Origin of the sequence: Mucilaginibacter terrae (assembly GCF_031951985.1) — a bacterium.
In the GTDB taxonomy this organism is placed as follows: domain Bacteria; phylum Bacteroidota; class Bacteroidia; order Sphingobacteriales; family Sphingobacteriaceae; genus Mucilaginibacter; species Mucilaginibacter terrae_A.
This window is the reverse complement of the sequence record NZ_JAVLVU010000001.1, coordinates 4839571-4863712: the sequence shown is the minus strand read 5'-3', so window position 1 is coordinate 4863712 and position 24142 is coordinate 4839571. Positions and strand designations below refer to the sequence as shown.

Annotated in this window: 29 protein-coding genes; 15 read left to right on the top strand and 14 right to left on the bottom strand. The window is 42.8% G+C overall.

What is annotated here, in order from left to right; all coding sequences use genetic code 11:
- The first annotated feature begins 31 nt into the window (after nucleotides 1–31).
- Nucleotides 32–508 carry a DUF4920 domain-containing protein gene (locus QE417_RS20965; protein WP_311953318.1) on the top strand — a complete coding sequence of 159 codons (477 nt, stop codon included), beginning with the start codon at nucleotides 32–34 and terminating at the stop codon, nucleotides 506–508.
- A 211-nt stretch (nucleotides 509–719) separates the two neighbouring features.
- Here the strand turns inward: QE417_RS20965 and QE417_RS20960 are convergent, their stop codons facing one another.
- Together QE417_RS20960 and QE417_RS20955 are read right to left on the bottom strand one after the other, a co-directional pair.
- Nucleotides 720–1595 (bottom strand): DMT family transporter, encoded by an 876-nt coding sequence (locus tag QE417_RS20960; RefSeq protein WP_311953316.1) that lies wholly within the window; start codon nucleotides 1593–1595, stop codon nucleotides 720–722.
- A 360-nt stretch (nucleotides 1596–1955) separates the two neighbouring features.
- Nucleotides 1956–2999, bottom strand: a complete 1044-nt coding sequence (locus QE417_RS20955; protein WP_311953314.1) for a chitinase — start codon at nucleotides 2997–2999, stop codon at nucleotides 1956–1958.
- 97 nt (nucleotides 3000–3096) lie between these two features.
- Here QE417_RS20955 and QE417_RS20950 point away from each other — a divergent pair, with 97 nt between their 5' ends.
- From QE417_RS20950 to QE417_RS20940, 3 genes are all read left to right on the top strand, one after another.
- Nucleotides 3097–3645, top strand: coding sequence for a cob(I)yrinic acid a,c-diamide adenosyltransferase (locus tag QE417_RS20950; protein ID WP_311953312.1), 549 nt, complete (start codon nucleotides 3097–3099; stop codon nucleotides 3643–3645).
- Between the two features lie 89 nt (nucleotides 3646–3734).
- The gene (locus QE417_RS20945; RefSeq protein WP_002996718.1) at nucleotides 3735–3956 is read left to right on the top strand and encodes a DUF2795 domain-containing protein; all 222 of its coding nucleotides are present in this window, start codon (nucleotides 3735–3737) and stop codon (nucleotides 3954–3956) included.
- 110 nt (nucleotides 3957–4066) lie between these two features.
- A complete protein-coding gene (locus QE417_RS20940) occupies nucleotides 4067–4213 on the top strand; it encodes a lmo0937 family membrane protein (RefSeq protein ID WP_311953310.1) in 147 nt (48 codons plus the stop codon).
- A gap of 151 nt (nucleotides 4214–4364) precedes the next feature.
- On the opposite strand, the gene QE417_RS20935 is transcribed toward QE417_RS20940, so the two are convergent.
- The gene (locus tag QE417_RS20935; protein ID WP_311953308.1) at nucleotides 4365–5603 is read right to left on the bottom strand and encodes a dicarboxylate/amino acid:cation symporter; all 1239 of its coding nucleotides are present in this window, start codon (nucleotides 5601–5603) and stop codon (nucleotides 4365–4367) included.
- Nucleotides 5604–6001: 398 nt separating this feature from the next.
- On the opposite strand from QE417_RS20935, the gene QE417_RS20930 reads away from it, so the two are divergent.
- The 6 genes from QE417_RS20930 to QE417_RS20905 all read left to right on the top strand — a co-directional run bounded on the left by QE417_RS20930 (nucleotide 6002) and on the right by QE417_RS20905 (nucleotide 13893).
- On the top strand, nucleotides 6002–6340 hold the full coding sequence (locus tag QE417_RS20930; protein WP_311953305.1) for a hypothetical protein: 339 nt from the start codon (nucleotides 6002–6004) through the stop codon (nucleotides 6338–6340).
- A 135-nt stretch (nucleotides 6341–6475) separates the two neighbouring features.
- Nucleotides 6476–7504, top strand: coding sequence for a hypothetical protein (locus QE417_RS20925; protein ID WP_311953302.1), 1029 nt, complete (start codon nucleotides 6476–6478; stop codon nucleotides 7502–7504).
- Nucleotides 7505–7550: 46 nt separating this feature from the next.
- Nucleotides 7551–8066 (top strand): DUF3347 domain-containing protein, encoded by a 516-nt coding sequence (locus QE417_RS20920; protein ID WP_311953299.1) that lies wholly within the window; start codon nucleotides 7551–7553, stop codon nucleotides 8064–8066.
- A 166-nt stretch (nucleotides 8067–8232) separates the two neighbouring features.
- The gene (locus QE417_RS20915) at nucleotides 8233–9519 is read left to right on the top strand and encodes a citrate synthase (RefSeq protein ID WP_311953296.1); all 1287 of its coding nucleotides are present in this window, start codon (nucleotides 8233–8235) and stop codon (nucleotides 9517–9519) included.
- A 265-nt stretch (nucleotides 9520–9784) separates the two neighbouring features.
- Nucleotides 9785–13021 (top strand): amidohydrolase family protein, encoded by a 3237-nt coding sequence (locus QE417_RS20910; protein WP_311953293.1) that lies wholly within the window; start codon nucleotides 9785–9787, stop codon nucleotides 13019–13021.
- Between the two features lie 350 nt (nucleotides 13022–13371).
- The gene (locus tag QE417_RS20905) at nucleotides 13372–13893 is read left to right on the top strand and encodes a transposase (RefSeq protein ID WP_311953292.1); all 522 of its coding nucleotides are present in this window, start codon (nucleotides 13372–13374) and stop codon (nucleotides 13891–13893) included.
- A 198-nt stretch (nucleotides 13894–14091) separates the two neighbouring features.
- Here the strand turns inward: QE417_RS20905 and QE417_RS20900 are convergent, their stop codons facing one another.
- The 8 genes from QE417_RS20900 to bla form a co-directional block, all read right to left on the bottom strand.
- Nucleotides 14092–15237 carry an IS481 family transposase gene (locus QE417_RS20900; protein WP_311953290.1) on the bottom strand — a complete coding sequence of 382 codons (1146 nt, stop codon included), beginning with the start codon at nucleotides 15235–15237 and terminating at the stop codon, nucleotides 14092–14094.
- 130 nt (nucleotides 15238–15367) lie between these two features.
- Entirely contained in the window at nucleotides 15368–15562 is a 195-nt protein-coding gene (locus tag QE417_RS20895; RefSeq protein ID WP_311953287.1) for a hypothetical protein, read from the bottom strand.
- A 69-nt stretch (nucleotides 15563–15631) separates the two neighbouring features.
- Nucleotides 15632–15967: a hypothetical protein gene (locus tag QE417_RS20890; protein ID WP_311953285.1), complete on the bottom strand. Its 336-nt coding sequence runs from the start codon at nucleotides 15965–15967 to the stop codon at nucleotides 15632–15634.
- Nucleotides 15967–16098: a hypothetical protein gene (locus tag QE417_RS20885; RefSeq protein WP_311953282.1), complete on the bottom strand. Its 132-nt coding sequence runs from the start codon at nucleotides 16096–16098 to the stop codon at nucleotides 15967–15969. The genes QE417_RS20890 and QE417_RS20885 overlap by 1 nt, the downstream gene beginning before the upstream one ends.
- A 9-nt stretch (nucleotides 16099–16107) precedes the next feature.
- Nucleotides 16108–16527, bottom strand: a complete 420-nt coding sequence (locus QE417_RS20880) for a hypothetical protein (protein ID WP_311953280.1) — start codon at nucleotides 16525–16527, stop codon at nucleotides 16108–16110.
- Between the two features lie 367 nt (nucleotides 16528–16894).
- Nucleotides 16895–17845 (bottom strand): glycoside hydrolase family 43 protein, encoded by a 951-nt coding sequence (locus QE417_RS20875; protein ID WP_311953278.1) that lies wholly within the window; start codon nucleotides 17843–17845, stop codon nucleotides 16895–16897.
- 335 nt (nucleotides 17846–18180) lie between these two features.
- Entirely contained in the window at nucleotides 18181–18564 is a 384-nt protein-coding gene (locus QE417_RS20870) for an RNA recognition motif domain-containing protein (protein WP_311953275.1), read from the bottom strand.
- Between the two features lie 184 nt (nucleotides 18565–18748).
- A complete protein-coding gene (bla, locus tag QE417_RS20865; protein WP_311953272.1) occupies nucleotides 18749–19504 on the bottom strand; it encodes a subclass B1 metallo-beta-lactamase in 756 nt (251 codons plus the stop codon).
- A gap of 279 nt (nucleotides 19505–19783) precedes the next feature.
- On the opposite strand from bla, the gene QE417_RS20860 reads away from it, so the two are divergent.
- Together QE417_RS20860 and QE417_RS20855 are read left to right on the top strand one after the other, a co-directional pair.
- Entirely contained in the window at nucleotides 19784–20149 is a 366-nt protein-coding gene (locus QE417_RS20860; protein ID WP_311953268.1) for a response regulator, read from the top strand.
- A gap of 91 nt (nucleotides 20150–20240) precedes the next feature.
- Nucleotides 20241–20741, top strand: coding sequence for a hypothetical protein (locus QE417_RS20855; RefSeq protein WP_311953265.1), 501 nt, complete (start codon nucleotides 20241–20243; stop codon nucleotides 20739–20741).
- Between the two features lie 41 nt (nucleotides 20742–20782).
- On the opposite strand, the gene QE417_RS20850 is transcribed toward QE417_RS20855, so the two are convergent.
- Nucleotides 20783–21484 carry a S24 family peptidase gene (locus tag QE417_RS20850; protein ID WP_311953262.1) on the bottom strand — a complete coding sequence of 234 codons (702 nt, stop codon included), beginning with the start codon at nucleotides 21482–21484 and terminating at the stop codon, nucleotides 20783–20785.
- 160 nt (nucleotides 21485–21644) lie between these two features.
- Between QE417_RS20850 and QE417_RS20845 the strand changes: the two genes are divergently transcribed.
- Together QE417_RS20845 and QE417_RS20840 are read left to right on the top strand one after the other, a co-directional pair.
- Nucleotides 21645–21830 (top strand): hypothetical protein, encoded by a 186-nt coding sequence (locus QE417_RS20845; protein WP_311953259.1) that lies wholly within the window; start codon nucleotides 21645–21647, stop codon nucleotides 21828–21830.
- A gap of 45 nt (nucleotides 21831–21875) precedes the next feature.
- Nucleotides 21876–22289 carry a hypothetical protein gene (locus QE417_RS20840; protein ID WP_311953256.1) on the top strand — a complete coding sequence of 138 codons (414 nt, stop codon included), beginning with the start codon at nucleotides 21876–21878 and terminating at the stop codon, nucleotides 22287–22289.
- A gap of 39 nt (nucleotides 22290–22328) precedes the next feature.
- Here QE417_RS20840 and QE417_RS20835 read toward each other — a convergent pair whose 3' ends face one another.
- Nucleotides 22329–22838, bottom strand: a complete 510-nt coding sequence (locus QE417_RS20835; RefSeq protein ID WP_311953252.1) for a GNAT family N-acetyltransferase — start codon at nucleotides 22836–22838, stop codon at nucleotides 22329–22331.
- 116 nt (nucleotides 22839–22954) lie between these two features.
- A complete protein-coding gene (locus QE417_RS20830; protein WP_311953250.1) occupies nucleotides 22955–23290 on the bottom strand; it encodes a hypothetical protein in 336 nt (111 codons plus the stop codon).
- Nucleotides 23291–23619: 329 nt separating this feature from the next.
- Here QE417_RS20830 and QE417_RS20825 point away from each other — a divergent pair, with 329 nt between their 5' ends.
- Nucleotides 23620–24105, top strand: coding sequence for a terminase small subunit (locus tag QE417_RS20825; RefSeq protein ID WP_311953247.1), 486 nt, complete (start codon nucleotides 23620–23622; stop codon nucleotides 24103–24105).
- Nucleotides 24106–24142 lie beyond the last annotated feature (37 nt).

Genomic DNA, 24142 nt, shown 5'->3' with positions numbered 1-24142 from the left:
TACTTATATTTACCTCAGCAACACACTGAATATGAAAGGATTGAAATTACTGGTAGCCGCCCTGTTTATCAGCGCTGCTTCATACGCCCAGCAAGACGAAATTAAGCCCGCAGCGCCGGGTGTAACTTATGGTAAAACCATTACCAAAGACAAAGCTATTACCCTGGCATCGCTAAATAAAAAGCTGGTGAAAGACACCGTTTACAACGGTAAAATAAGCGGCGAGGTTACCGAGGTGTGCAAAAAGAAAGGCTGCTTTATGAAGCTGAAACAAGATAACGGCAAAGATATTATGGTACGCTTTACCGATTACGCTTACTTTATGCCGCAAAACATTGTAGGTAAAAAAGTAGTAATTGAAGGCCAGGCCAAAGTAAGCGAAACCCCGGTTGAGCGCCTGCGTCATTACGCTAAAGATGCCGGTAAAAGCGCCGAAGAGATTGCTAAAATAAACAAACCTAAAAAAGACCTTACCATTATGGCCGACGGCGTTTTGGTAATGGAATAGTTGGGAATAGAATCAAGAGTACAGAATCAGGACTACAGAAAGTGCCGGGGCAATGAGCTCAGGCACTTTTTTGTTGTTATAGCTTTTTTAATGCTGCCATTTTGAACGAAAAGAGAAATCTTATATGCTTTGCAGGCTCAGCGCGTGTATAAGATTCCTCGTTTTCCCGGAATGACAGGATGGTTTTAGTTAAAAAAAACTACCTCCGAGATCATAAAACCTTTCGCTTCTTCATCGAGAATATGGTTTGCATCAGCACCGACAGCATTACAAACAACAGCCCGATGTAAAAAGAAAAATTAAGCTCTTTGCCTTCTTTAAAAATTAAAAAAGCCATCGCTATGGAGTAAACCGGCTCAAGGTTAAAACTCAGGTTTACTGTAAATGCGGGTATGCGCTTCAATGTTTCGGCAAACATAATGTATAGCAAAACGGTACAAAACGACGCCAGCAGCAACAGGTAAATAATATCATGCACACTTGGCACAAGTGTTTGCACAGGGAAAAAATGCAGGTACAATGGCATCAAAATACCAAGCCCTATAGCCCCGCCAATCATTTGGTAATAATTAATGAGCATGCTTTCATAATGCCTTACTAAGCGCTCGTTATAAACGGTGTAAAGCGCTGCAAAGGCCGATGAGATTACCCCAAGGGCAATACCAACCTGGTACGACGAATCAAAATGAAATATGAGCGAAATACCGATTAGCGTAAGCATACTCAACAATAACTCGGTTATGTTAAACTTACGCCGGTTAATAAGCGGACTAAATATGGCTGTAAAAAAACTGGTTAAGCAATAACAAACCACCCCTATTGATACGTTGGCATATTTTATACTGCCGTAAAAAAACATCCAGTGTATGGTAATAAGCAGGCCTATTTTAGCAATATCAAATTTTTGTTTGGGTACAATGGCTGTATTAACCTTAAACAGCTTTAAAACCCCGAAAAGTATAACGATAGAAATGAGTATGCGGTACCAAACCAGCAGCCCCTCATTAAGCGAAATGAGTTTGCCAAATACCCCTGTAAACCCGGCCAGCACTACCGCCAGGTGTAGTACCAAATATGCTTTTTTCATGGAATTGATTGTCTTGAATGTTCTGTAAGCAGAACGATTAATTGAACTTAATAATTAATGCAAAACCAGCCCTTAGACAGATGTATAGCTCTTAATATTATTAAGCCTTTGGAGGCGAAAGACAAACCATTTCGTTCATAGTGAGGCAAAACTACAGATTTATATTAAATGCGCAATATGAATTGGGGTTATGTGACATATCTTACCCTGTCATTTCGAACGATAGAGAGAAATCTTTTCGAGGCGATTAACTCAGAGCTTAGAAAAGATTTCTCGTTCCTCGAAATGACATCGCGGGAAAATGATACTCCCAAAAATTGAAAATCCGAAATCGAACATCCGACATCCGAAATCAAAATCCTATTCATTCACCCCGTACAAATACGGCTGCATTTGGGCGCAGGAGCAGTTTGCGGTGTCGGTAAGGCTAAATTTTTTGAGATAGTACTGGTAAAACTTCATGCGGTCTTTCATGCTGTAGCTTGCCTCGCCTTTGTTGCATTCTACCTCGCCGTTAATAATATTGATGGTCATGCCAAAGCCGGGAGCGCGGCCTTTGGCGGTATCGCTGGCTTTGGGCTGCCACACGCCGATCATTACATCATGGGCCGATGGCTTGTGCGTTTGAGGGGTCATCCAAAAGTAGATGGCCGTTTTAAAAGCCAGCACAGGGTCGGTCTCGATCAGGTCGGGGTTTTTAAGGAGGATGTTATGATCGCCCAGTATACAGTCGCCGGCGTAGCCGTAGTTGCCGTTATAGCTGAGTTGTACCGGTCCGCGGCCGTAGTATTTTTTGCCGGCTACCGGTGGGTATTCATCGTTTTCGGCAATGTAGGGCGAGCTGGTATTTTTTTCGCGTATATACATCAGGCCGTCGGTAAAGGTATCATCAGCCCCGCCACGGGTTTCGTGAGCTATGTTGGCAAAAAAGGCAGCCAGTTCTTTTTTATTGGTAATGGCATCTTTCTCGGTGCAAAATTTGCCATAATCAACTATGTAGCTGCTGTCGGGGTGCATTTTTTTAGCCCAGTCCTCGTTCCAGTCTGCATCCTGGCGTACAACGGTGCTTTTACCGGTGGCCTTATCAGTGCGGGTTATCTGGTAAACTGATGTAGCTCGGCGTACAACCTTTATTTTAATTTGTGCCAGCTCATTAATGGCTTTAATAAACGCCTGGTAAGTATAAAACTTGTTGCGCTGCGGAAATAAGTCGTTAAATTGCTTTTCGGTAATGAGGCCGGCAGTAGTAGCCACAGGCTTGGCGGCTTGTTTAGGTTTATCGTTTTGCTGTGCCGAACTATTGGCATTACTGCAGCTAAAACCCAACAGCACGAGGGCGGTTGCGGCTATGGCCATTGTTTTGGTATATGCATAAGTTTTACGGCTTGGCTGTACAGGCATCATAAAGGCAAATTTTTAATATCGGATATATAACGGTAAACATCAAAAATTATTCACATTGCATCAAATCAATATTAAAATTATTTAATTGCAGGTGCACATGAAAATATATACTAAAACGGGCGATAAAGGTTTTACCGGATTGATTGGCGGTACCCGTGTACCCAAGCATCACATTCGTATTGAGAGTTATGGCACGGTAGACGAACTGAACGCTTACCTGGGCCTCATTGCCGACCAGGATATTGCCCCTGCTCATAAACAAACAATCAGGCAAATACAGGATAAGCTGTTTACCGTAGGTGCATCATTAGCGGCCGACCCTGATAAACCGCACAAACCCCTCCCCGATTTAACCGACGAGGATATTACCCTGCTCGAAAACCAGATGGACAGCATGGATGCAGAATTGCCCCAGCTCAAACATTTTATATTGCCCGGTGGTAGTAATGCTGTATCTTTTTGTCATATAGCGCGTTGCGTGTGCCGCCGTGCCGAACGTATGGTAGTGCATTTGGCCACCGAAAGCGAAGTTGACGAAAAAGTTACCATTTATTTGAACCGTTTAAGCGATTACCTTTTTATACTTGCGCGAAAAATTGGTGCCGAGCAAGGAATAACTGAAAACAAATGGTTGCCAAAAATGTAATAGTTTGAAAAATAATTTGTTAAACCGAAGCGAAATCTTATATTTTTGCGAGAATTGAACATTAACCCAAATCATAAATAGTTAGACATATGTACTGGACACTTGAACTGGCTTCACATCTGGAAGATGCACCATGGCCTGCCACCAAAGACGAGTTAATTGATTATGCTATCCGTTCGGGAGCGCCTGTTGAAGTGATAGAAAACCTGCAAGCCCTTGAAGATGATGGCGAGCCTTACGAAAACATTGAAGAAATTTGGCCCGATTATCCTACTAAAGATGATTTCTTCTTTAACGAAGATGAGTATTAATAACAAAAACCTGCTTAACGCAGGTTTTTTCATTTTATTACAACAATTCGTAATTGTGTTGGTTAAATGATGTAACAAATACATTATCTAACTATAAAACACATACCAAAATGAGAGGCTTATTGTACATCATTGCCGTTATCCTGGTGATAGGATGGTTATTAGGAGCGTTTGTTTATAACGTTGGTGGCTTGATCCACATTTTAATTGTAATTGCTATTATTGCTTTCCTGTTAGGCATCATTCGCAGGGCATAGCTTAAATAGCTTTACAAATAGTTACTATAGCCGTTCCGGTTTTTTTCCGGAGCGGCTTTTTTGTGAGGTATTGTTTAGCGCACACATGAACGTTAAGGCAAGCCGCCATGACAATTTAGGCAGATGAGCCTGAACAACAGCATTATAAATTTTAAGAAGCTATTTTTTCTTGTGTCCCGGCTTCCATCCAATCCTTCCCTTCGGTAAAACGGGCTATCATCATGGCCGCAACATTATCGCCCGTGGCGTTAAGCAGCGTGGCCATAGGGTCAACCAGGGTACCTATGATCATGGCCGGAGGCAAGGCTTCGGGCGGGAAACCGTAGGCCGCAATAAACAAGAGCTCGCCCACATAACCGCCGTTAGGTATGCCGCCTTCAACCAGGCTTACCAAAACCGTCATGCCCAGGGCCAATATAATTACATCGGCACTGTTAAAGCTTTTGCCAAACAGGGCAAATACCACGGCCATTTTAATGATGGATGATATGCTCGAACCATCCTTATGCAGCGTAGCTCCTAATGGGATAGTTACGTTGGCTATTACTGTTGGGATGCCAATTTTTTTGGCTGCATCCATATTAGCCGGAATAGTAGCAATACTGCTGCATGTACCCACCGCCGTAGCCGAAGGAATAATATTATTAGGCCAAAACTTTTTAAACCCTTTTACCCCTCCTGCTATCAAGGCATAGGCACTAAAACCAAATACGTAATAAAATGCCCCAACCCCATAGTATAAGCCTAATGAGCGTGCATAAGCGCCAAACAACTGCGGCCCGAAAACACCCACCTGGTAAGCAAAGTAAGCCCCCAACCCCAACGGACCAAGCTTCATGATAATAATAAATACTTGTTTGAACACCTCGTTTCCACCCAGTAAAAACCGGGTAAAGGCGGCGCCCTTTTTGCCGCTGCGCAAAGCCGCAAAGCCAATAATTACCGAAAATATGATCATGGCCAGCATGCTTCTGCGCGATAGCAGCTGGTAAAACTCGCCCGTGGTAAATAGTTGGGTAATTTGTTCAGACACGGGCTGCTTACTCATTTCTTCGGTTAAGGGCGCGCTGGTAAGCTGCTCATGAATGGGGAACAACCATACCGCCACCATAGTTAAACAGGCCGATACCAGCACCGTGCCTAAAAACACGGCACACATCACCCCCATTACCTTACCCAGCTTTTTACCCGCTTCCAACCCTGCTATGGCCGATGATATGGCAAAAAAAACCAAGGGTATTACCGCCGTAAAAAGCAGGTTCAAAAATATATCGCCGATGGGTTTAAGCACCTCTACTTTTTTGCCCAGCACAAGGCCCGCAATGCTCCCGCATATAATGCCCGTTAACAGCCAGATGATGCCTTTATAGTTTTTGTAGAAATTGTTCATGAGGAAGGTTAAATGTAGTAAAAGGGATTGAGAAATGGTTTCAGGCTTAAAGGTGAAAGTAGAGAAGGTTTTAAAACCCTTTGGTTAGAAAAATGGAAGCCGCCGCTACCCAACTCATATTTCTGTAAAATCAGCTATCTGTATATCCCACACCGGGCATTTTCAAAGCAAATTCATCCAATAAAATGTACATATCAATAGCTTCAATATTAATGACTTTTTATGCTTTAAAACAGAAAGACACCACCGTTTAAATAAACACAAAAAATTAAAAATCAATTACTTAAACGCAACACTCCATTTTGTTTTAAGAATTAATTAAACCCTACGGCACACAAATTGTCTATCAAATCATAACAACGATGCGAAAGCATTAATAATAACAAATGAATACACTTATGAAACGGATAACCTTTTTTGCAGCAATTATTGTAGCTATTGTAGCATTTAACACTAACAAAGCCAATGCACAGGTAAGTGCACATATAGGTATTAACATTGGCCGCCCGGCTTATTATGCCCCGGCCCCACGTGTAGTTGTGGTTGATCAGCCTGTGGTATACCATCGTCCGGCTTATTATGCACCTGTTCGTCGTGTGTATTATGAGCGTCCGGTTGTGGTTCGTAATTACTATCGCCCGGCTCCACGCCGTGTGGTGGTTATTGACCGCGGTCCGGGCAGAGGTCACGGTTGGGGTCATGGACATGGAAGAGGTCATGGCCACGGTCGCTGGTAATTAACACAGTAAATTATCGTTCTTTATAAATAAAAATTCAACCCTTCGGTTTAGGCCGAGGGGTTTTTATTTTTTACAGGATTAATTATGCCATATTGCTGCTATATTTACCTGTGTTCAACCTATTTACATCATATGCTGGTACGCACATCACTTCCCTTAAAAAATGTAGCGCTTATTACAGGCTTAGCGTTATTACTCTTATTTGGCGGGCCGTATTTATTGCATCACTTAGCAGCACCGCGTTACAATGCGGTGGCTAATGGCTTACTGGCCGATGTGTTGGTTACCTTTCCGGCAGCGTATTACTTTTTAATCATCAGGCCGTTAAAACTTCGCAAACGAAATATATTATTTGTAGTAAGCTGCTGCCTGTGTGTTGCCTATTTAATTATGCCGCCAACGCAGCAGGCCTATATTTTACAATTGCGCAAACTATCAGTTGCAGCCGAGTTAGGGTTTATAATTTATGCTATAAGTAAAGTGCGCAGCATAAGCAAACAATACCGTCACCTGCAACATCACCTGCCCGATGTGGCTAATCAACTGCAACACAGCATGACCAAAGCTTTGGGAAACACCATGCCTGTACGGCTGCTGGCGTCTGAATTAACCGTAATGCGTTTTAGCCTGCTATACTGGCTAAAAACAGCCGCTGCGCCATATAATGCCATAAGTTTTTCTACCCATAAGCAGTCGGGCTATGCTTCTTTATTTGGTGTTATACTATTTGTGGCTATTATAGAGCTGGCAGGGTTTCACCTGTTGCTTTTAAATTATAGCGTTACCAGTGCAATTGTAGTTACAGCATTGAGTATATATGGTTTAATGTTTCTTATAGCCGATTTTGCGGCAATTATAAAAAGCCCTGTTTTAGTACACCATAACAATTTGTTGTTGCGTGTGGGTATACGCTGGCATTTATTTACCACTTGTGACAACATTGCATCGGCCACTAAAATAACCGATAGTTTTACACCTCCCAAAGGCTGCTTTAAAGGCGCAGTTACTAAAGGCAGCATAAATATGCATATAGTATTTAAGCAACCCGTAAATATTAACCGGCTATATGGCAGCACATTACAGGTTAGGGAATTGGTAATTAGCATTGACCAGGCCGACGAGTTTTTGGCTGCATTAAGCCTTACTCCAATTGTGCATTAAACACAATTTGCTACCTTAGCTTGTATTAATGTTTTAAAAGCTATCAATGAAAAAATATTTTTTAGCAAGTGCCCTTGCTCTTACCGTACTATGGAGTGCCTGCGATCAATCAAAAAAAGCTGAAACCACCGGCGAAGAAACTAAAACCGAAGCTGACGCCAATGTTGCCAGCAACGATACCGCCAAAGTTTACCATGCCTACTTAGCCGTTAAAGATGCCCTGGTAGAAACCGATGGCAAAGCTGCACAAAAAGCCGCCAATGAACTTACCACAGCTTTAGCCCCTATTAAAGGCTGCGACGAAGCCGAAGGCCTCTCGAAAAAAATTGCCGGTACCGATGATGTAAAATTACAGCGCATCAATTTCTTACAACTTAGCCAGGATGTTATTCCTTTGGTAAAGGGGCTTAAAACCAAAAATGCACCTATATATGTAGCCTACTGCCCTATGGCTAACGAGGGTAACGGCGGCTACTGGCTATCAGCTCAAAAAGAAATTAAGAACCCCTACTACGGCAACCAGATGATGGACTGTGGCGAGGTGAAAGAGGAAATTAAATAAACTTTTGAGCAAATAGCACAAGCCATCTGGCTAAACATTTAATACTTCTAATGAGTATTTAATGTGAGTATTGATTTAAGGTAAATTTTACGTGATAAAACACATCCGCAAATATGATTAATGGCATATTTAATTACATTTGCCACGGATACAACTAATTATTCCTATGTCGGAGACAGCACAACTAAAAATTGGAGATAAAACCTACGAATTGCCTGTAATTGAGGGCACCGAGAACGAAAAAGCTCTTGATATTTCGAAACTTCGCGACCTAACCGGTTATATAACTTTAGATATTGGTTACAAAAATACCGGTGCAACTAAAAGTGCCATCACTTTTTTAGATGGTGAGCAAGGTATATTGAAATATCGTGGTTACCCAATTGAACAGCTGGCCGAAAAATCGAGCTTTATTGAAGTTGCTTACCTGCTTATTTATGGTCAATTGCCTACAACCGAGCAGTTAAACAGTTTCCAGAGCGAAATTAACCGCCACACACTGGTGCATGAGGATATGAAGAAGTTTTTCGACGGCTTCCCTTCAAAATCGCACCCAATGGGTCAGTTGTCATCCTTAATTGGTGCTTTGGCTGCTTTTAACCCCGAAAGTTTAGAGCCCGGCCTCAGCCCTGAAATTGTTGATTTAGAGATACACAAGCTCATCGCTAAAATGAGCACCATCGTATCGTGGATATACAAAAAATCGTTAGGTCACCCGGTTAACTACCCTAAAAACAAGTTCGACTATGTGACTAACTTTATGTACATGACTTTTAGCCACCCTACCGAAGAGTACGAAGTTAACCCGGTTGTGATAAGCGCTATGAACAAGCTGCTTATTTTACATGCCGATCATGAGCAAAACTGCTCAACTTCAACCGTACGTATCGTAGGTTCATCTGATGCTAACCTTTATGCATCAATTTCTGCCGGTATTTCGGCCCTTTGGGGTCCGCTGCATGGCGGTGCCAACCAGGCCGTTATTGAGATGCTGGAGAAAATTAAGGCAGATGGTGGCGATACCGATAAATGGATCAACAAAGCAAAAGATAAAAACGATCCTTTCCGTTTGATGGGCTTTGGTCACCGCGTGTACAAAAACTTCGACCCACGTGCCAAGATCATTAAAAAAGCATGCGACGATATTTTAGAGAACTTGGGTGTAAACGACGAGGTTTTGGATATTGCCAAACGCCTGGAAGAAGTTGCCCTTAAAGACCCATACTTTGTTGAGCGTAAATTGTATCCTAACGTTGATTTTTACTCGGGTATCATCTACCGTGCATTAGGCTTCCCTACCGATATGTTTACCGTATTGTTTGCTTTAGGCCGCCTGCCGGGATGGATTGCCCAGTGGAAAGAAATGAAAGAAAATAAAGAGCCTATCGGTCGCCCACGCCAGATTTATACCGGCGCAACAGATCGTAATTATACCGATATTCAAGGCCGCTAAGGCTTAAATAACATAGAAAGGGTTGGTAGAAATATCAGCCCTTTTTTGTTTTTAAAATAACATATTCTCGTGTGTCATTACGAGCGAGAGCGTGGCAATCTCCTATATGCATAGTTGAAACGCGATGAGATAGCGACATTTGCCGGTAAAAATGATGGGGAGCACTACTATTGACTTTTAGTATGTGTTAATTTTAACAATTAACATCCACATGACCATCACTCAAACACCACATTTGTTATTTTAGCCATGTTTACTTTACACTATGAAACTGCTTTTACCTTGTATACTGTTATCGGCTATGACCCTCACGGCATCGGCCCAAAAATGGAACGTGGAGAACATGCCCGGCCCGAGTAAAAAGATAACCATTACCACCGATGAAGGTACCTGGATGAACGTAGATGTGAGTCCGGATGGTAAAACCATAGCGTTTGACCTGCTGGGCGATATTTACAGCATGCCTGTTGCCGGAGGAAAAGCTACCCTTTTAAGCGGCGGAAAAGCATGGGAAGTACAACCCCGTTTTAGTCCCGACGGTAAAAGCATTGCCTTTACCAGCGACCGCGATGGCGGCGATAACATATGGGTAATGGCTGCCGATGGTGCCAGCAAACACCCCGTTACCAAAGAAAACTTCAGGCTGCTGAATAACCCATACTGGACACCCGACGGACAATACTTTGTAGCCCGCAAGCATTTTACCAACACCCGCTCATTGGGGGCAGGCGAATTGTGGCTATACCATAAAAACGGCGGCGAAGGCGTACAGCTAACCCAACGTAAAAACGATCAGCAGGATGCCGGTGAACCCGTGGTATCTCCCAAGGGCACGTTTGTTTACTGGAGCGAGGATGTAACAGCCGGCCCAAACTTTCAATATAACAAAGACCCCAACCAGGGTATTTATGCCATAAAGCGCTTAAACCGAAACACGGGTCAAATAGAAACCGTTACAGGTGGCAGCGGTGGCGCTTGCAGGCCGCAGCTATCGCCCGATGGTAAGCTGATGGCTTTTGTAAAACGTAACCGCCTCAAAACGGTATTATACATTCATAACCTGCACACCGGCGAAGAATACCCGGTTTACGATAATTTAAACCACGACCAGCAGGAAACCTGGGCCATATTTGGCACCTACCCTAACTTTAACTGGACACCCGATAATCAGCACCTCATTTTTTACGCAAAAGGTAAAATATGGAACCTGGATATTACTACCCTAAATGCCGTTAACGTGCCTTTTGAAGTTACCTCACAACAAACCATAACCGATGCACTGCATTTTCCGCAAAAGGTATTTCAGGATGAGTTTACAGTGAAGATGATTCGCCAGCTTACCACCTCGCCCGATGGTAAACGCGTGGCCTTCAACGCGGCCGGGTACATTTATATTAAAGAACTGCCCTCGGGCAAACCCGAGCGCATTACCAATACACCCGAGTTTGAGTACGAGCCCAGTTTTAGCGCCGATGGCAAGCAACTGGTTTACACTACCTGGAATGATGACCTGAAAGGAGCCATAAACATTATCGAACTATCAACCCGTCACATTACACGCTTAACGCCCGACCGGGGCTTTTACTATTCGCCGGTTTTTAGCAACAAAGGTGATAAAGTGGTTTACCGCAAAGGCGAGGGTAACGAAACGCTGGGTTACGCATTTGGCAAAAATCCGGGCATTTATGTAGTACCGGCAACGGGTGGAACGCCGGTAATGCTGCTCAATAACGGCATAAGGCCGCAGTTTGGTTATGATGATACCAAGCTGTATTATCAAAGCAGCGAGGGTGATAAGAAAGCCTATAAAATGATCGATCTGGCTAATCCGGGTGTGGCACCTAAAACGTTGTACACCTCAACTTACGCTACCCAGTTTTTACCCAGCCCCGATGGCAAGTGGATGGCCTTTACCGAGTTATTTAACTGTTACATTACCCCCATGACCCTTACGGGCAATGCGCAGGAACTATCGGCCAACAACAAAGCCCTGCCGCTTACCCGCCTCACCCGCGATGCCGGCACCTACCTGCACTGGAGCAAAGACAGCCAGAAGCTGATGTGGACACTGGGACCCAAATATTACACCCGCGACATACACTCCGCTTTTCCGTTTATTGAAGGCAACAACGATAAGGGTGCTAATACCGATACCGCCGGGATTGATATTGGCTTAAAACTACGAAGCTATGTCCCTGCCGGGAAAATTGCTTTTACCAACGCACGCATTATTACCATGAAGGGCGATGAGGTGATTGAAAAGGGCACCATTGTGGTAGACCAAAACGTGATTATGGCCGTGGGTAAAGATGTGCAACCACCTGCTGATGCCAAAGTTTACAACATGGCCGGCAAAACCATTATGCCGGGTATTGTTGATGTGCACGGGCATTTGGGCGTTAGCCCTGATGGTATTTCGCCGCAGCAAGACTGGCATTACTTTGCCAACCTGGCTTATGGGGTAACCACCTCGCATGATCCATCAAGCAATACCGAAATGGTATTTAGCCAAAACGAAATGCTGAAAGCCGGACGCATGGTTGGTCCGCGGGTGTATTCTACCGGTACCATTTTATACGGTGCCGATGGCGACTTTAAGGCCGTAATTAACAATTTAGACGAAGCGCTTTCGCACCTGCGCAGGTTGAAAGCCGTTGGCGCGTTTTCGGTAAAAAGCTATAATCAACCCCGCCGCGAGCAGCGCCAGCAAATACTGGAAGCCGCCCGCCAACTGCAAATGGAAGTGGTGCCCGAGGGTGGTTCAACGTTTTTTACCAACATGAGCATGATTGCCGACGGCCATACCGGCATTGAGCACAACATACCGGTTTGGCCGGTTTATAAAGATGTAAAAAGCTTTTGGAACGCCAGCAAAACCGCTTACACCCCTACCCTTATTGTAAGCTACGGCACCCAATTTGGCGAAAACTACTGGTACGACCGAAGCGAGGTTTGGAAAAACGAGCACCTGCTAAGCTTTACCCCACCAGCCATTATTGATGCCCGTTCGCGCCGCCGCACCACGGCCGAGTATGGCGATTACGGACACATTGCCGTAGCAAGAGCTGTTAAACAAATTGCCGATGGCGGCACCCGCGTAAACCTGGGCGCACATGGTCAACTGCAAGGCCTGGGTGCCCACTGGGAATTGTGGATGCTGGCTCAAGGCGGCTTCTCACCTTTGCAAGCCCTGCGTTGTGCCACTATTAACGGCGCGGCCTACCTGGGCATGGATAAAGAAATAGGATCATTAGAAGCTGGTAAACTGGCCGATTTGGTTATCCTCAATCAAAACCCGTTAGACGATATTCGCAACAGCGACAACATTAAATACGTAATGGTAAACGGCCGCCTGTTCGACTCCGACTCGATGAACGAAATTGGTAACACCGAAAAGCCCCGCCTGCGCTTTTGGTGGCAACTGGGCACCGGCAACCTCATGAATATGCCGGTTGGCAACACCGAGACGTATTTGTTTGGGAGTAGTGATGGGGAGCAGTAAGGGATTGTTAGTAAATATGAACCTATGATGTTAAACGCTTTACACTCGCCGCCGTTGTCTGTGTCCTCACAGACAACTCTTCAGGCAACAAACAGCTATTTACAAATCGTTATTAACTAACCGACTAAAATCAGGAAGTTGTCTGTGAGGACACAGACAACGGCGGATGTTGTAAGTTTGGGGCAAATTTGAATAGCTGCCGTGAGTACCAAATAAGAGCGCGCGCAGGCTTGAAAACAATTTAGTGGTGTCTATTGATAAACTTTAACAAGGCGAAAGAGGAAAAAAATCTTGCCGCCGTTGTCTGTGTCCTCACAGACAACTATCTTAAAGCCATATAACTTAACCAAGTGCAATTAGATACTATTTACTTTTACACAGCATCCATTTTAAACTGGATTCCTCTATTGCAGGAGGATAAGTTTAAATTTATAGTTTTGGACAGTCTTATTCACTTAGTTGAAAAGCGAAAACTTGAGGTCTATGGATTCGTGATTATGCCTAATCACATTCATATTATCTGGAAGAATATTGCCTTGAATGGAAAAGAAATGCCTTATGCAAGTTTTATGAAATTCACAAGCCATCAGTTTCAAAAAGAATTAAGAACTGGGGAAAGTTCACTTTTAGAGCGATTTGCAGTTGAAAGAAATAACAGGGACTATCAATTTTGGCAAAGGAATTCTTTACCTATAGAACTATATAGCCGTGGGATTTTTGAACAGAAATTAGATTACATTCATTTAAATCCTTTACAAGCACATTGGAATTTAGTAACCGACCCTACTGATTACTTATACTCTTCAGCCTCATTTTATGAAAAGGAAGATAGACATTATAGCTGGCTGACTGATTACAGAGATGTGATTTAAGAGTTGTCTGTGAGGACACAGACAACGGCGGCGAGTGATGGGGAGCAACAACGGAATAATCGCCGGTGAGGACACAGACGATGGCCGAAGAGGACGTTAAATAATTAGATTATCATTATGAAGATCAATGACAAAGAAATATCTAATGTATCTGCTTTAAGTGTAATAGCCACTACTTGATCTGACAGTTAGGTGGTTTTATAAGTTGTCAGATGTGATTTGTGAATATAGCTTTTTCTCGTCTAACGGCATCGACTCAGATTCTTCTGAGCACTTTTTGTGGGGGCTTTGAAGAATCTGGTCTTCGGCGAGTCTCTCCAATAACTTTTCCTGCGCCAATGGAATGCTGTCGATCAGCGTTTGCATAGGTGTTTTGCCAAAGCAGTATTTTCCACTATGTGTCCGCTCATTATTGTAACCAGTCATCCACCTATCCAGATCTGCCTGCAATTCAGCAATGCTACGATAGATCTTTTTTCGGAAAGCAATAGCATAGAACTCATCCTGGATGGTGCGGTGAAACCGCTCGCACATCCCATTGGTTTGTGGACTTTTAGCTTTTGTTTTAGTATGGTCTATATCTTCAATGGCCAGGTATAACTGGAACTCATGCTGCTCTCTTGAGCCGCAATATTCTGTCCCTCTGTCGGTAAGTATCCGTAATAAACGCAGGTCATGTTGCTCGTAAAACGGCACCACTTTATCATTGAGCATCTCTGCTGCTACCAGTGCATTCTTTCTGTCATATAGTTTAGTAAAGGCCACTTTAGCATAAGTATCAATAAATGTTTGCTGGTAAATATGGCCAACACCTTTGATGTTGCCGACATAGTAAGTGTCCTGTGCACCCAGATAGCCGGGATGGTGTGTTTCTATTTCACCATGTGCTTTCTTTTCTTCTTTAGCCTTTTCTAAAGCAACTACCTGTGCTTCGGTTAACACCAATCCTTCCTGTGCCGATTTGGCTTCTAATGCCTTTAAACGAAGCTTAAAGGTTTGCAGATCGTGGCGCAACCAGATACTTCTTACTCCCCCGGGAGATATTAATATGCCTTGCTTTTTAAGCTCATTGGACACCCTTAACTGGCCTAAAGCCGGTTGATCTATGGCCATTGCAACAACAGCTTGCTCTACATGCTCTTCTACACGGTTCTTTAAGATCGGCTTCCGTCTGCTGATTTCCTGAAGGGCAAGTTCGCCGCCCTGGTCATAAAGTTCCTTGAACCTGTAGAAGCTATCACGTGAGTAGCCCATCACTTTACAGGCCTGTGATACGTTTCCTAAATGCTGGGCAAGCTCCAGTATGCCCATCTTGTTTTTGATGATCTTTGCTTGGGTTGTCATAATACTAATCTCTGTTACGTGTTTTAAATTATTGTAACTGTCAGATTAAATTGTGACTATCTCACATTATGATTTCTGTCTATCGTTCGGAATGACAACTTAGTGATGTGGGCATTTAAATCTTAATACCCTACCCCACCACCTTTACATACCGCCTGTTAACAACCACCCTTAGCGCATTATACTCAACCAAATATTGAGAGCCATGATGTGGAGCAACAAATACCATGTAAGGCTGCCCCGCAACGTAGCCAGGGAAACCTTTGCCTAAGTAACGTAGGCTTTGGCCGGGTAATACCGGCTTTTCTTTATCAAAAATTTTCATGTGAAATTGATTTTTTACAGGTCATTGCCCGTCCGGGTGTATCATTGTCCGGACAGGAGAAATCCTCAATCAGGCTTTAAGCCTATTCGGGTTAAAGGCAACCAGGTATTGCTGATCGCTGCTGGCTACGAGGTTCATTTCGGAGCGTTTACCATCAGTTATTATTTTTTGGGCCAGTATCAATTGCGATTTAACTGTTATAAATAACTCGGCCAATATTTCGGGCAGCACCTTGGCTGATATGGTTAGCTGGTATCTTTTTTCGAGTTGAATTTTTTCTTCCCGGGTTGCACGGCTCACCTCCCAGCCATCATTGGCTTTAAAACCGTTTTCGCGTGCCGAGTTATTTAAGTCGTACATGTATATTTTGGCCTGCATGGCTACCGGTTGGTCTTTGATGATCATTATTTCTTCTTTTTAATTATGGCAGGTTCTGACACGCTTGACTTGCCCGACTGGTAATCTGAGGGTGCCTTTTTACCCTCTGTACTTGGCGCCTTTTTGTCGCTCTTTACTGTGTTTTTTCCTTTGCTCATGGTATGATGTTATTTAATGTTCATTAGTTTTTCTACCCGTCTGATGTTGGCATCTAAAAGATTGATGTTTAAATCCTCGTAATGGCTCATGCGATAAGCTTTAAGTTTAGCTATGCTTTGCTCTACATCGGCAATCATCTTATTGATGTAGGTAAGCGCGCCCGATTTTGCCTTTTCCATTGCCTGTGCTTTAGTAAGGTAGCCGTAAAACATGGCCTCATCGGGCGGTAGGGAATATTTAAAATAAGGAATGCTGATGAGTACATCCACAGGTTCGCCCACGGGTAACCCGCGTTTAAATTGCACGGCTGGTAAGCGCACAAAATTATTGGCCGAAACCTCGGTAACAGTGGTAGCGTATTTAAAAACGCGGTAATATTTAATAAAGCTTTTTCGGAGCATAACCTGTTTGCGTGATTTGTAAAGCATAAAGCTTAAATATCACCGGATCAAAGAGGCAGCAACGTCTAAGTAGAAGGGTAATAATTGTGGTGGTTTATAAAGATAATACTATTTAACTCACTTACAGCATGTTTGCCAATATATATTTATGTACGAAAATTTCCACACAGCACTTTACCACGCTCAACCTGGTTAAATTTCATACCACACCTTGTTATTCGGAAGTAAATAAATACCCAATTTCCACACGGCACTTTACCACGCTCAACCTGGTTAAATTTCATACCATACCTTGTTATTCAGAAGTAAATAAATACCCATAAAAGCAATGAACTATAATTCAAAAAAATTGATGACAAATTATTATTGATTGCCTGCTACTGCAATCCTGCCACTAAAAATCTACAGTAGCCCTACCTGTCATTTTTACCGGCAAAATATGGCCTTCGCTGTCAAACTTCATCTCATCGATACAAACCACACGTTCGTGAGCCGATTTTTTGTTGAGCGGACGGCGGTGATATACAATGTAATACTTATCATCCTTTGCCGAGTGTATTACCGAGTGATGGCCGGCGCCGGTGGCAATGGAGGGGTCTTGTTCCAGTATGGTATTCAACCGCTTAAAGGGACCAAAAGGTGAATCGGCAATGGCGTATGCCACCTTGTAGTCGGGACCGGTCCAGCCGCCTTCCGACCACATGAAGTAGTATTTGCCGTTACGGATAAACATGTACGGGCCCTCAACATACTTATCAGGCGTAATTTCTTTGTATAAAGTGCCACCGGGCAGTGGTTCAATGCCGGTAAAATCTTTCTTAAGCTTTACTATGTTGCAATGCCCCCAGCCACCGTAGTACATATAGTAACTGCCGTCTTTATCCTTAAACACAAACTGATCGATAGGTTGCGCGCCGTTTATAATGTCCTGAATTAATGGCTTTCCCAGCAGGTCTTTGTAAGGGCCTTGAGGTTTATTGGCTACAGCTACCCCTATGCCGCCTACTTCACCCTGATGCACATCATTAGCTCCGAAAAAGACATAGTACTTTTTATCTTTTTGCAGCACGGCAGGTGCCCACATAGCACGTTTAGCCCATTTTACGGCACTGGTATCAATAATACGCGGATGCTTAGTCCAGGTTTTCAGGTCTTCTGAAGAAAAGGCATCCATAAAAACCTGCTCATTATACTTGGCCGAATAGGTTGGAAATATCCAGTAGGTATTGCCATACTTAATGCCTTCCGGATCGGCGTAATAGCCTGGTAAAACGGGGTTTTGCTGAGCGTACAGGTTGCCGGTAATCAGCACACCGATTGTTATAGTGAGGGCATTTTTAAACATTGGAAGCATGCATGTAAATTGCTTTTATTTCCCAATATAATCAATTTTAACAAACCGGAATTTTAAAAAGCACCAATTCATCGCTGCTAAAGTTAACAGCAGAATGCACTATTCAGGAAGATGATTTTACTTTATAAAGGGTAATACAAACCCCAAACGGATATGAGGTTCAGAAAAGGCAAAATAGTCCATTTCCGAATGTTATCCGATTTAAAAAGCCATGAGATTCAAGGCTTATACTAAAAGGTAGAAACGCAGCTACCCTGGCAGGCAGCAAAACAGTATAAATAAAAACGCCGGGTGAGCTAAGCTCATCCGGCGTTTTTTATATCTGATTAGTTCCAACGACCACCGCCGCGGTTGTTATCTTTTTGATAACCACCACCGCCGCCGCCACGGTTGCCACCACCGTAGCCGCCGCCGCCACGGTTGCCACCGCCGCCAAAACCACCACGGCTACCACCGCCGGTGCTTGGTTTACGTTCTTCAGCCTGGCTTACAGCAATGCTGCGTCCGGCAATTTCAGAACCGTTAAGTCCCGAAATAGCTTTCTGAGCTGCTTCGTCATCAGGCATTTCAACAAAACCAAAACCTTTGCTTCTGCCGGTTTCTCTGTCAATAATTAATTTTACTGAGTTTACCTCTCCGTATGCTTCAAAGAGTTCTTTTAAATCTGCTTCCTCTAAGCGATAAGGAAGGCTTCCTACAAAAATATTCATCAATTTTAAATTATCATATTATTAAGCATGCTTACTTAACACCGCAATTAACATAAAAATTTCTGCATTTATCAATATTTGTTGTTATTAAAAAATTATTTTTTGCAGAATTATGAATTTCATGAATAAACGATGGTAAAAACACCATTTCGAAATATTTTAACAATATTTTTTTAACAAAAAGTTAACGAGCCTGATTGCGCGAAAGCACGATCATGGTATGGCTCAGCATGGCGGTTCCTCCCTCCCAGCTTTGGTGCCCCGGAATTACAAAAGCAGCATCGCCGTAACGGGTAAAAAGTTTTTTGGTAGCCTGCGCCCACTGAGCAAAATCAGCCCCCGGTACCTCGGGATTGGCCTTGGCTTCAAAACTGCGTATCAAGCAACCGCCAAAAAGTACCTTATCATTAGGGAACCAAACCACCAGGTTATCCATACTATGGCCTGCGCCCGGGTAGTAGGTTTGCAAGGTTACATTACCGAGGCTTAGTGTGGTATCACCTTTAAAAGTGTATTGAGCCTGCTTTTCATCGCCACCTTCGCATAAACTGTGAGTTAAAAGGCTGCTATAGGTTTTAACACCTTTCTTACGCAGCCAGTCCAGACCGGCAGTACGATCGGCATGGTGATGGGTTACTATGCACATGGCAATTTTTTGATGGTGCTTTTTCTCAATGGAATCAGCAAGCTGGCGCGTTTGCTCTTCATCCCACGGCGTATCAACCAATATAACACCCTCAGATGTTAACACATACAAGCCATTGGCCGGGAAAAAACTTTTATCATCGGTTTTGCCTTGCGATGTGTATACATAATAATTACCATTAAGGTTTGCTGTGGAAATTGCCGGTTTGGCAACCTGGGCGTGTACAGCGTTGATCCCTAAACCAATTAGCAACAAAAATAATTTAACACGTAAGTTACCTGATGATATAAACATAAGCCAGTTAATAGTTTCTCAAATCTCAAAACTAACATATTTGGCTACAATTGCAATACCTTCAAGCTTTTAACTTTTAAAAATAGTATGAGAAATGCTTTATTGGTTATTAAAAATAAACATAGTACTTGCGGGTAAGTGTAAAATATAACCTTTTTTATGCTTTTCATTTAATCGGATTGATTATAAATTTCGCATTAATTACCTGTAATAAGATTTCTCAGTAAAATAAGGCTATATTTGTGTTTGATATAAAAAATTTAATTATTAATAAAAAACGTGAAGATTGTAGTGATAGAAGATAATCCGGACATCTCTGAGATCATGGATTATATTTTAAAAGATGAAGGCTATGAAGTTATTTCGTCCGAAGATGGAACAATCACCGCCCAATTTCATGAAATCAAACCCGATTTAGTGTTGATGGATGAACTTTTGCCCGGCAAACGTGGCAGCGAATTGTGCAGTGAAATTAAATCTAACCCTAACACCAGCCACATCCCTGTGGTTTTGGTATCAACCATACCCAACATTGAGCAATTGGCTCAAAAAAGCGGGGCAAATGGATTTTTGGAAAAACCTTTCAATATCAGTAGCTTAAGCGAAATGATTCGTGGGTATGCAGCTAAAAAAGATCAGCGGTAATTATTATAGGCTTTTTAATTAAAGCTGCAACAAAACAAGCATAAATGGGTTAAGTGTATGAATTAAACAAACATACATTTACGCCCATCTTATGAAAACTCTTAGAGCCGCAACTTACCTCTTCGCATGCGTTATAGGATTAAACCTGTTTTCGGCCTGCAAAAGCTCTCCGCAACAAACCGACACTAACGACACTACCAACAGCAAGCAAAAAACAAAACGCGGTAAAATTACCAAACGCACACAGGATGGTTGCTATATTAAAGTGAGCGGACAGCAAATGAAAGATACGCTTTATGTGCAACTACATGTACAAAATGGTACCGTTAGCGGACAAATGATGGAAAGCATTTTTGAGAAAGACAGCCGCAAAGGCACTTTAGCCGGAACCATACAGCCTGATAAATCCATAAAAGCCGTATGGAAATTTATGCAGGAAGGCATGACCGATAGCCTGAACGTAGCCTTTAAGTTAGACCATACCGGCCTTAACCAACAACCCTTTAAAGTTGATGCCTCAACCGGTCGCCAGGTGTTAGATACGGCTGCCCCCTACTCTATTAAACTTGAACCGGCCGATTGCAATAAATAAATATTGCATAAACCGTTATTAATAAAAAAGCACAATCATGTTTAATGATTGTGCTTTTTATGTATATCCTTAACCAAACACAGTCTTTTAATATCAGCCTTTTTAATAGGGAAAGGCGCGTATTTGAGACGGTCGCCTACCTTTTCATGAGTATTGTCTGAATAGGCAATAATTTCATCTTCACTCTCGGCGGCCAGTAGGCGCTTGTACATGCGGTAATCGCCCCATTCAATGTAATACACCTCGCCCGGCAAAATCTTATTATCATGTATAATTTTGAGCGCTACCCAGCAACCATTTTCTAAATACGGATACATGGAATGCCCCCAAACCGGCAATGCAAAATCGCAATCTTCAATTCCCGGAAAGTACATATGGCCTACAGGCTGGCTATCATTAATATCATTGTAAACCTCCACGCCCGATGCAGTTGCCACCACATCGTACATGGGTATACCCATATAAGGCTTATTTACAGGCTGGGTAGTTACCACAGGGGGCACTGACGCAGTTTTTACACTTATAAATTCCTGATACTTTTCTTTAAAGATGCGCAGCTTTTCTGTATCAATATTCTGCCGGCTCTTTATAATCTCTGTAATAGAACTCGCCGAATTAAAACCCAGCGCCTCGGCCAGTTCGGCATTGCCATTAAATGCGCGCCCCTTAAGCTGATTATATAAAATAATGAATTCCAGCGTTTCTGGACGTATAGTTTTTATTTTTACCGATTTATTGTCCATGAGCAGGCAGATGTATGTGGATAACTTTTTCTTGATTAATACAGATTATTCTTTATATTTGTTCTGTACAAAACAAAGAAATACAAAAAAAATGAATTATGCAAATCATCAGCTAATTCATTTTAAAACCACAGATCCGAAAACACACAATAATATCATTATGCACCTCGCCTACTCTGCCTTACCAGCTTCGGCTCACAATCAGTCACAAAAAGCAAGCAAAAGCCTGTCGCGCAAATGCCGTATACGTTACCGCGCATATAAGGCAGCCTGTAAAAAATATGAGCAGGAAATAGCGGCCATACAACAATACATGCCGGGCTGGCAACCTGCCTTCAACCTGTAAAAAACTAATTTTTCAGCACAATATAATACCTACACCATGATACCCATGACCCAAAAAACCCGTAATGAGCTATGGTGGCTCATTATATCGGTAGATTACAATTACAGCCGCATTAGCATTGCCGACCATGAACTGAACGGACAAACCTTAACCTTGTGGCTGGAAGACAAACAGGATTTTAAAAATACACTTGATGAATGCCTGCAACTGCACATCCCGGTTAAGCATTTTACGCGCTTAATTAAGGCCGAAAACATGAACAGCTACGAAGGGCAGCGCACGCATGCTAAAAAAAAATATGTGTACAGCACACGCATAGCCATTAGCGAGCCCATGCACTGGTACAACTACGATGCAACCCCGGCCGAACAGCAACATGCCCGTGAAACACTGCTAAAAACCATTTTAACACAATTGGTAGAGAACGAGATTTTTGCCTACAATTACGAATTTCAATAATTAATATATGCCAAAAAGCATATACATCATAAAGTGTGTTTATAATTCGATGCGTTTTTCGAAAGCCAGGAAACGCATACCGGGGCGCTTAACCAGTGCAATTTCGCCTCCCAGGTTGTAGCCTATTTTTAAGAAAAGGTTTTGCATGGGCCGGTTTATAATGTTTGTATCTAAGCGTATAAGCGGAATTTGCTTTTCATTAGCAACAACTTCGCACTGGTTTAACAGTGCATTGGCAATGCCCTTACCCTGCATATGCGGACTAACAGCCAGCCTATGCGCAACTATTGCAGGTTCGGTAACATCCCAGCCGGGTACCTGACCATATTCAGGCTCCTGCCCAGTGCAAATGGCAATAACACCTGCAACCGCACCGTCAATATCGGCCACCCAAAGCTGGCTATTTTCCACGTCGGCTGTAAAAACCTCGGGGTTAGGGTAAGTATTATCCCACTGCAAATTACCGGTGGCCTGCATAATGGGCAGCACCTCGTTAATTAATTGCATAATGAGTTGTATATCTTGTAGGGTAGCTAAGCGTATGGTCATTTTATTTAGTCGATGGCTTGCGGACGATAGTCAATAGACCATAGTCCATGGATGTAGTTGTACAGTTTATTTTTATAGCTCAGGAAAGCGACGGTCTATCGTCCATAGACTATGGACTAATTCCCCTTCTTCTCTTCCGTTTCCTTTACGCCTACTTCTACCAATTCTTCAACCTGCTCTTCGGCTTTCTCGCTGGTAGCGTAGTTAAGTTTGCGGAAACGCCAAATGGCAAAGGCGGGTTCCTGGTAACGGTTAATGAGGTTAAAAAATTTAGGGAAGTTATGCACCTCCTCTAAAAGCACACCGGTTACAATGCCATTGTTATCCAGTATTTCGCGTATGGTGTACTCCTTGTCTTTAGTTATCCATATCTCAAAATCCCGGCGGATCTCTTCCGCCTTATCGGCATCAATTTTATCGTTTATGCAAATTACTTTATCACCCGGTCTCATATAAGTGCAAATATGAAAATTACTTGGCAGTATTTGGTAAAGCTTTTGTAAGATGAATTGTTTATTACGCTATTTGCAAAGTTAACTGCAATAGTAAAATTACTATTTGACCGCACAATAAATCAATTTCAAGCCATTGCAATGTAATCGGCTCAAATTTGAATTATGTATGAGCCAATTAATACATCTAATCGGCTCATACCTCATCTACAAAAATCAACTGCCTTAAAACAACATACACTAAAACAAATTGCTAAAAATATTTGCATTTTACATAAATTTTTCTTACTTTTACATTCTCCAATATGCCAACCGGCAAACCTATCATAATGAGAAATAACAAATACATCCTATTCCCAAAAGCACATGATTTGCGCATGCGTGTGGCTAATTTTTTTAATTACATAAAAGGCGAATATCATACCGAACTACTACCGTTTAAGCCGGCAGCTAAAAGCCCGCCCGAAATGCGGGAGCAAAAAGTTTGGGACAGGGAGCCGCAGCCACCTACCCTAAGCGGATTAGCTCATCACCTGGGTTTTGAAAGCTTACAGGCTTTTATAACTTACGAACAAAACGGCCATTATGCCCATATCCTCAGGCGTGCCCGTTTACAAATTGAAGCCGAGTACGAAAAACAACTCAGCACCCAGCCCGCTACCGGAGCCATCTTCGCACTCAAAAGCCTGGGGTGGATGGAAAAGCAAGCCGAAAAAGACCATGCCTTTGCTTCGGCAGCGTCTTCCATTAAAATAGAAATTGTTACCACCGGCCCTACACCCGCTACTGCCGAACAGGAAGTTATTTTACTATGAGTGAGTTTTGAATGAGTGAAGGAGTGAATGCCTGTCA

Excerpts from the sequence above, each read along its gene's own strand:
- QE417_RS20835 (WP_311953252.1), bottom strand. The coding sequence starts at position 22,838 with ATGACCATACGCTTAGCTACCCTACAAGATATACAACTCATTATGCAA.
- QE417_RS20880 (WP_311953280.1), bottom strand. The coding sequence starts at position 16,527 with ATGCTTTACAAATCACGCAAACAGGTTATGCTCCGAAAAAGCTTTATT.
- QE417_RS20890 (WP_311953285.1), bottom strand. The coding sequence starts at position 15,967 with ATGATCATCAAAGACCAACCGGTAGCCATGCAGGCCAAAATATACATG.
- QE417_RS20875 (WP_311953278.1), bottom strand. The coding sequence starts at position 17,845 with ATGTTTAAAAATGCCCTCACTATAACAATCGGTGTGCTGATTACCGGC.
- QE417_RS20955 (WP_311953314.1), bottom strand. The coding sequence starts at position 2,999 with ATGATGCCTGTACAGCCAAGCCGTAAAACTTATGCATATACCAAAACA.
- QE417_RS20945 (WP_002996718.1), top strand. The coding sequence starts at position 3,735 with ATGTACTGGACACTTGAACTGGCTTCACATCTGGAAGATGCACCATGG.
- QE417_RS20925 (WP_311953302.1), top strand. The coding sequence starts at position 6,476 with ATGCTGGTACGCACATCACTTCCCTTAAAAAATGTAGCGCTTATTACA.
- QE417_RS20900 (WP_311953290.1), bottom strand. The coding sequence starts at position 15,237 with ATGACAACCCAAGCAAAGATCATCAAAAACAAGATGGGCATACTGGAG.
- QE417_RS20885 (WP_311953282.1), bottom strand. The coding sequence starts at position 16,098 with ATGAGCAAAGGAAAAAACACAGTAAAGAGCGACAAAAAGGCGCCAAGT.
- QE417_RS20895 (WP_311953287.1), bottom strand. The coding sequence starts at position 15,562 with ATGAAAATTTTTGATAAAGAAAAGCCGGTATTACCCGGCCAAAGCCTA.
- QE417_RS20950 (WP_311953312.1), top strand. The coding sequence starts at position 3,097 with ATGAAAATATATACTAAAACGGGCGATAAAGGTTTTACCGGATTGATT.
- QE417_RS20935 (WP_311953308.1), bottom strand. The coding sequence starts at position 5,603 with ATGAACAATTTCTACAAAAACTATAAAGGCATCATCTGGCTGTTAACG.
- bla (WP_311953272.1), bottom strand. The coding sequence starts at position 19,504 with ATGTTTATATCATCAGGTAACTTACGTGTTAAATTATTTTTGTTGCTA.
- QE417_RS20870 (WP_311953275.1), bottom strand. The coding sequence starts at position 18,564 with ATGAATATTTTTGTAGGAAGCCTTCCTTATCGCTTAGAGGAAGCAGAT.
- QE417_RS20930 (WP_311953305.1), top strand. The coding sequence starts at position 6,002 with ATGAAACGGATAACCTTTTTTGCAGCAATTATTGTAGCTATTGTAGCA.
- QE417_RS20825 (WP_311953247.1), top strand. The coding sequence starts at position 23,620 with ATGAGAAATAACAAATACATCCTATTCCCAAAAGCACATGATTTGCGC.
- QE417_RS20830 (WP_311953250.1), bottom strand. The coding sequence starts at position 23,290 with ATGAGACCGGGTGATAAAGTAATTTGCATAAACGATAAAATTGATGCC.
- QE417_RS20855 (WP_311953265.1), top strand. The coding sequence starts at position 20,241 with ATGAAAACTCTTAGAGCCGCAACTTACCTCTTCGCATGCGTTATAGGA.
- QE417_RS20845 (WP_311953259.1), top strand. The coding sequence starts at position 21,645 with ATGCACCTCGCCTACTCTGCCTTACCAGCTTCGGCTCACAATCAGTCA.
- QE417_RS20960 (WP_311953316.1), bottom strand. The coding sequence starts at position 1,595 with ATGAAAAAAGCATATTTGGTACTACACCTGGCGGTAGTGCTGGCCGGG.
- QE417_RS20920 (WP_311953299.1), top strand. The coding sequence starts at position 7,551 with ATGAAAAAATATTTTTTAGCAAGTGCCCTTGCTCTTACCGTACTATGG.
- QE417_RS20910 (WP_311953293.1), top strand. The coding sequence starts at position 9,785 with ATGAAACTGCTTTTACCTTGTATACTGTTATCGGCTATGACCCTCACG.
- QE417_RS20850 (WP_311953262.1), bottom strand. The coding sequence starts at position 21,484 with ATGGACAATAAATCGGTAAAAATAAAAACTATACGTCCAGAAACGCTG.
- QE417_RS20965 (WP_311953318.1), top strand. The coding sequence starts at position 32 with ATGAAAGGATTGAAATTACTGGTAGCCGCCCTGTTTATCAGCGCTGCT.
- QE417_RS20840 (WP_311953256.1), top strand. The coding sequence starts at position 21,876 with ATGACCCAAAAAACCCGTAATGAGCTATGGTGGCTCATTATATCGGTA.
- QE417_RS20940 (WP_311953310.1), top strand. The coding sequence starts at position 4,067 with ATGAGAGGCTTATTGTACATCATTGCCGTTATCCTGGTGATAGGATGG.
- QE417_RS20915 (WP_311953296.1), top strand. The coding sequence starts at position 8,233 with ATGTCGGAGACAGCACAACTAAAAATTGGAGATAAAACCTACGAATTG.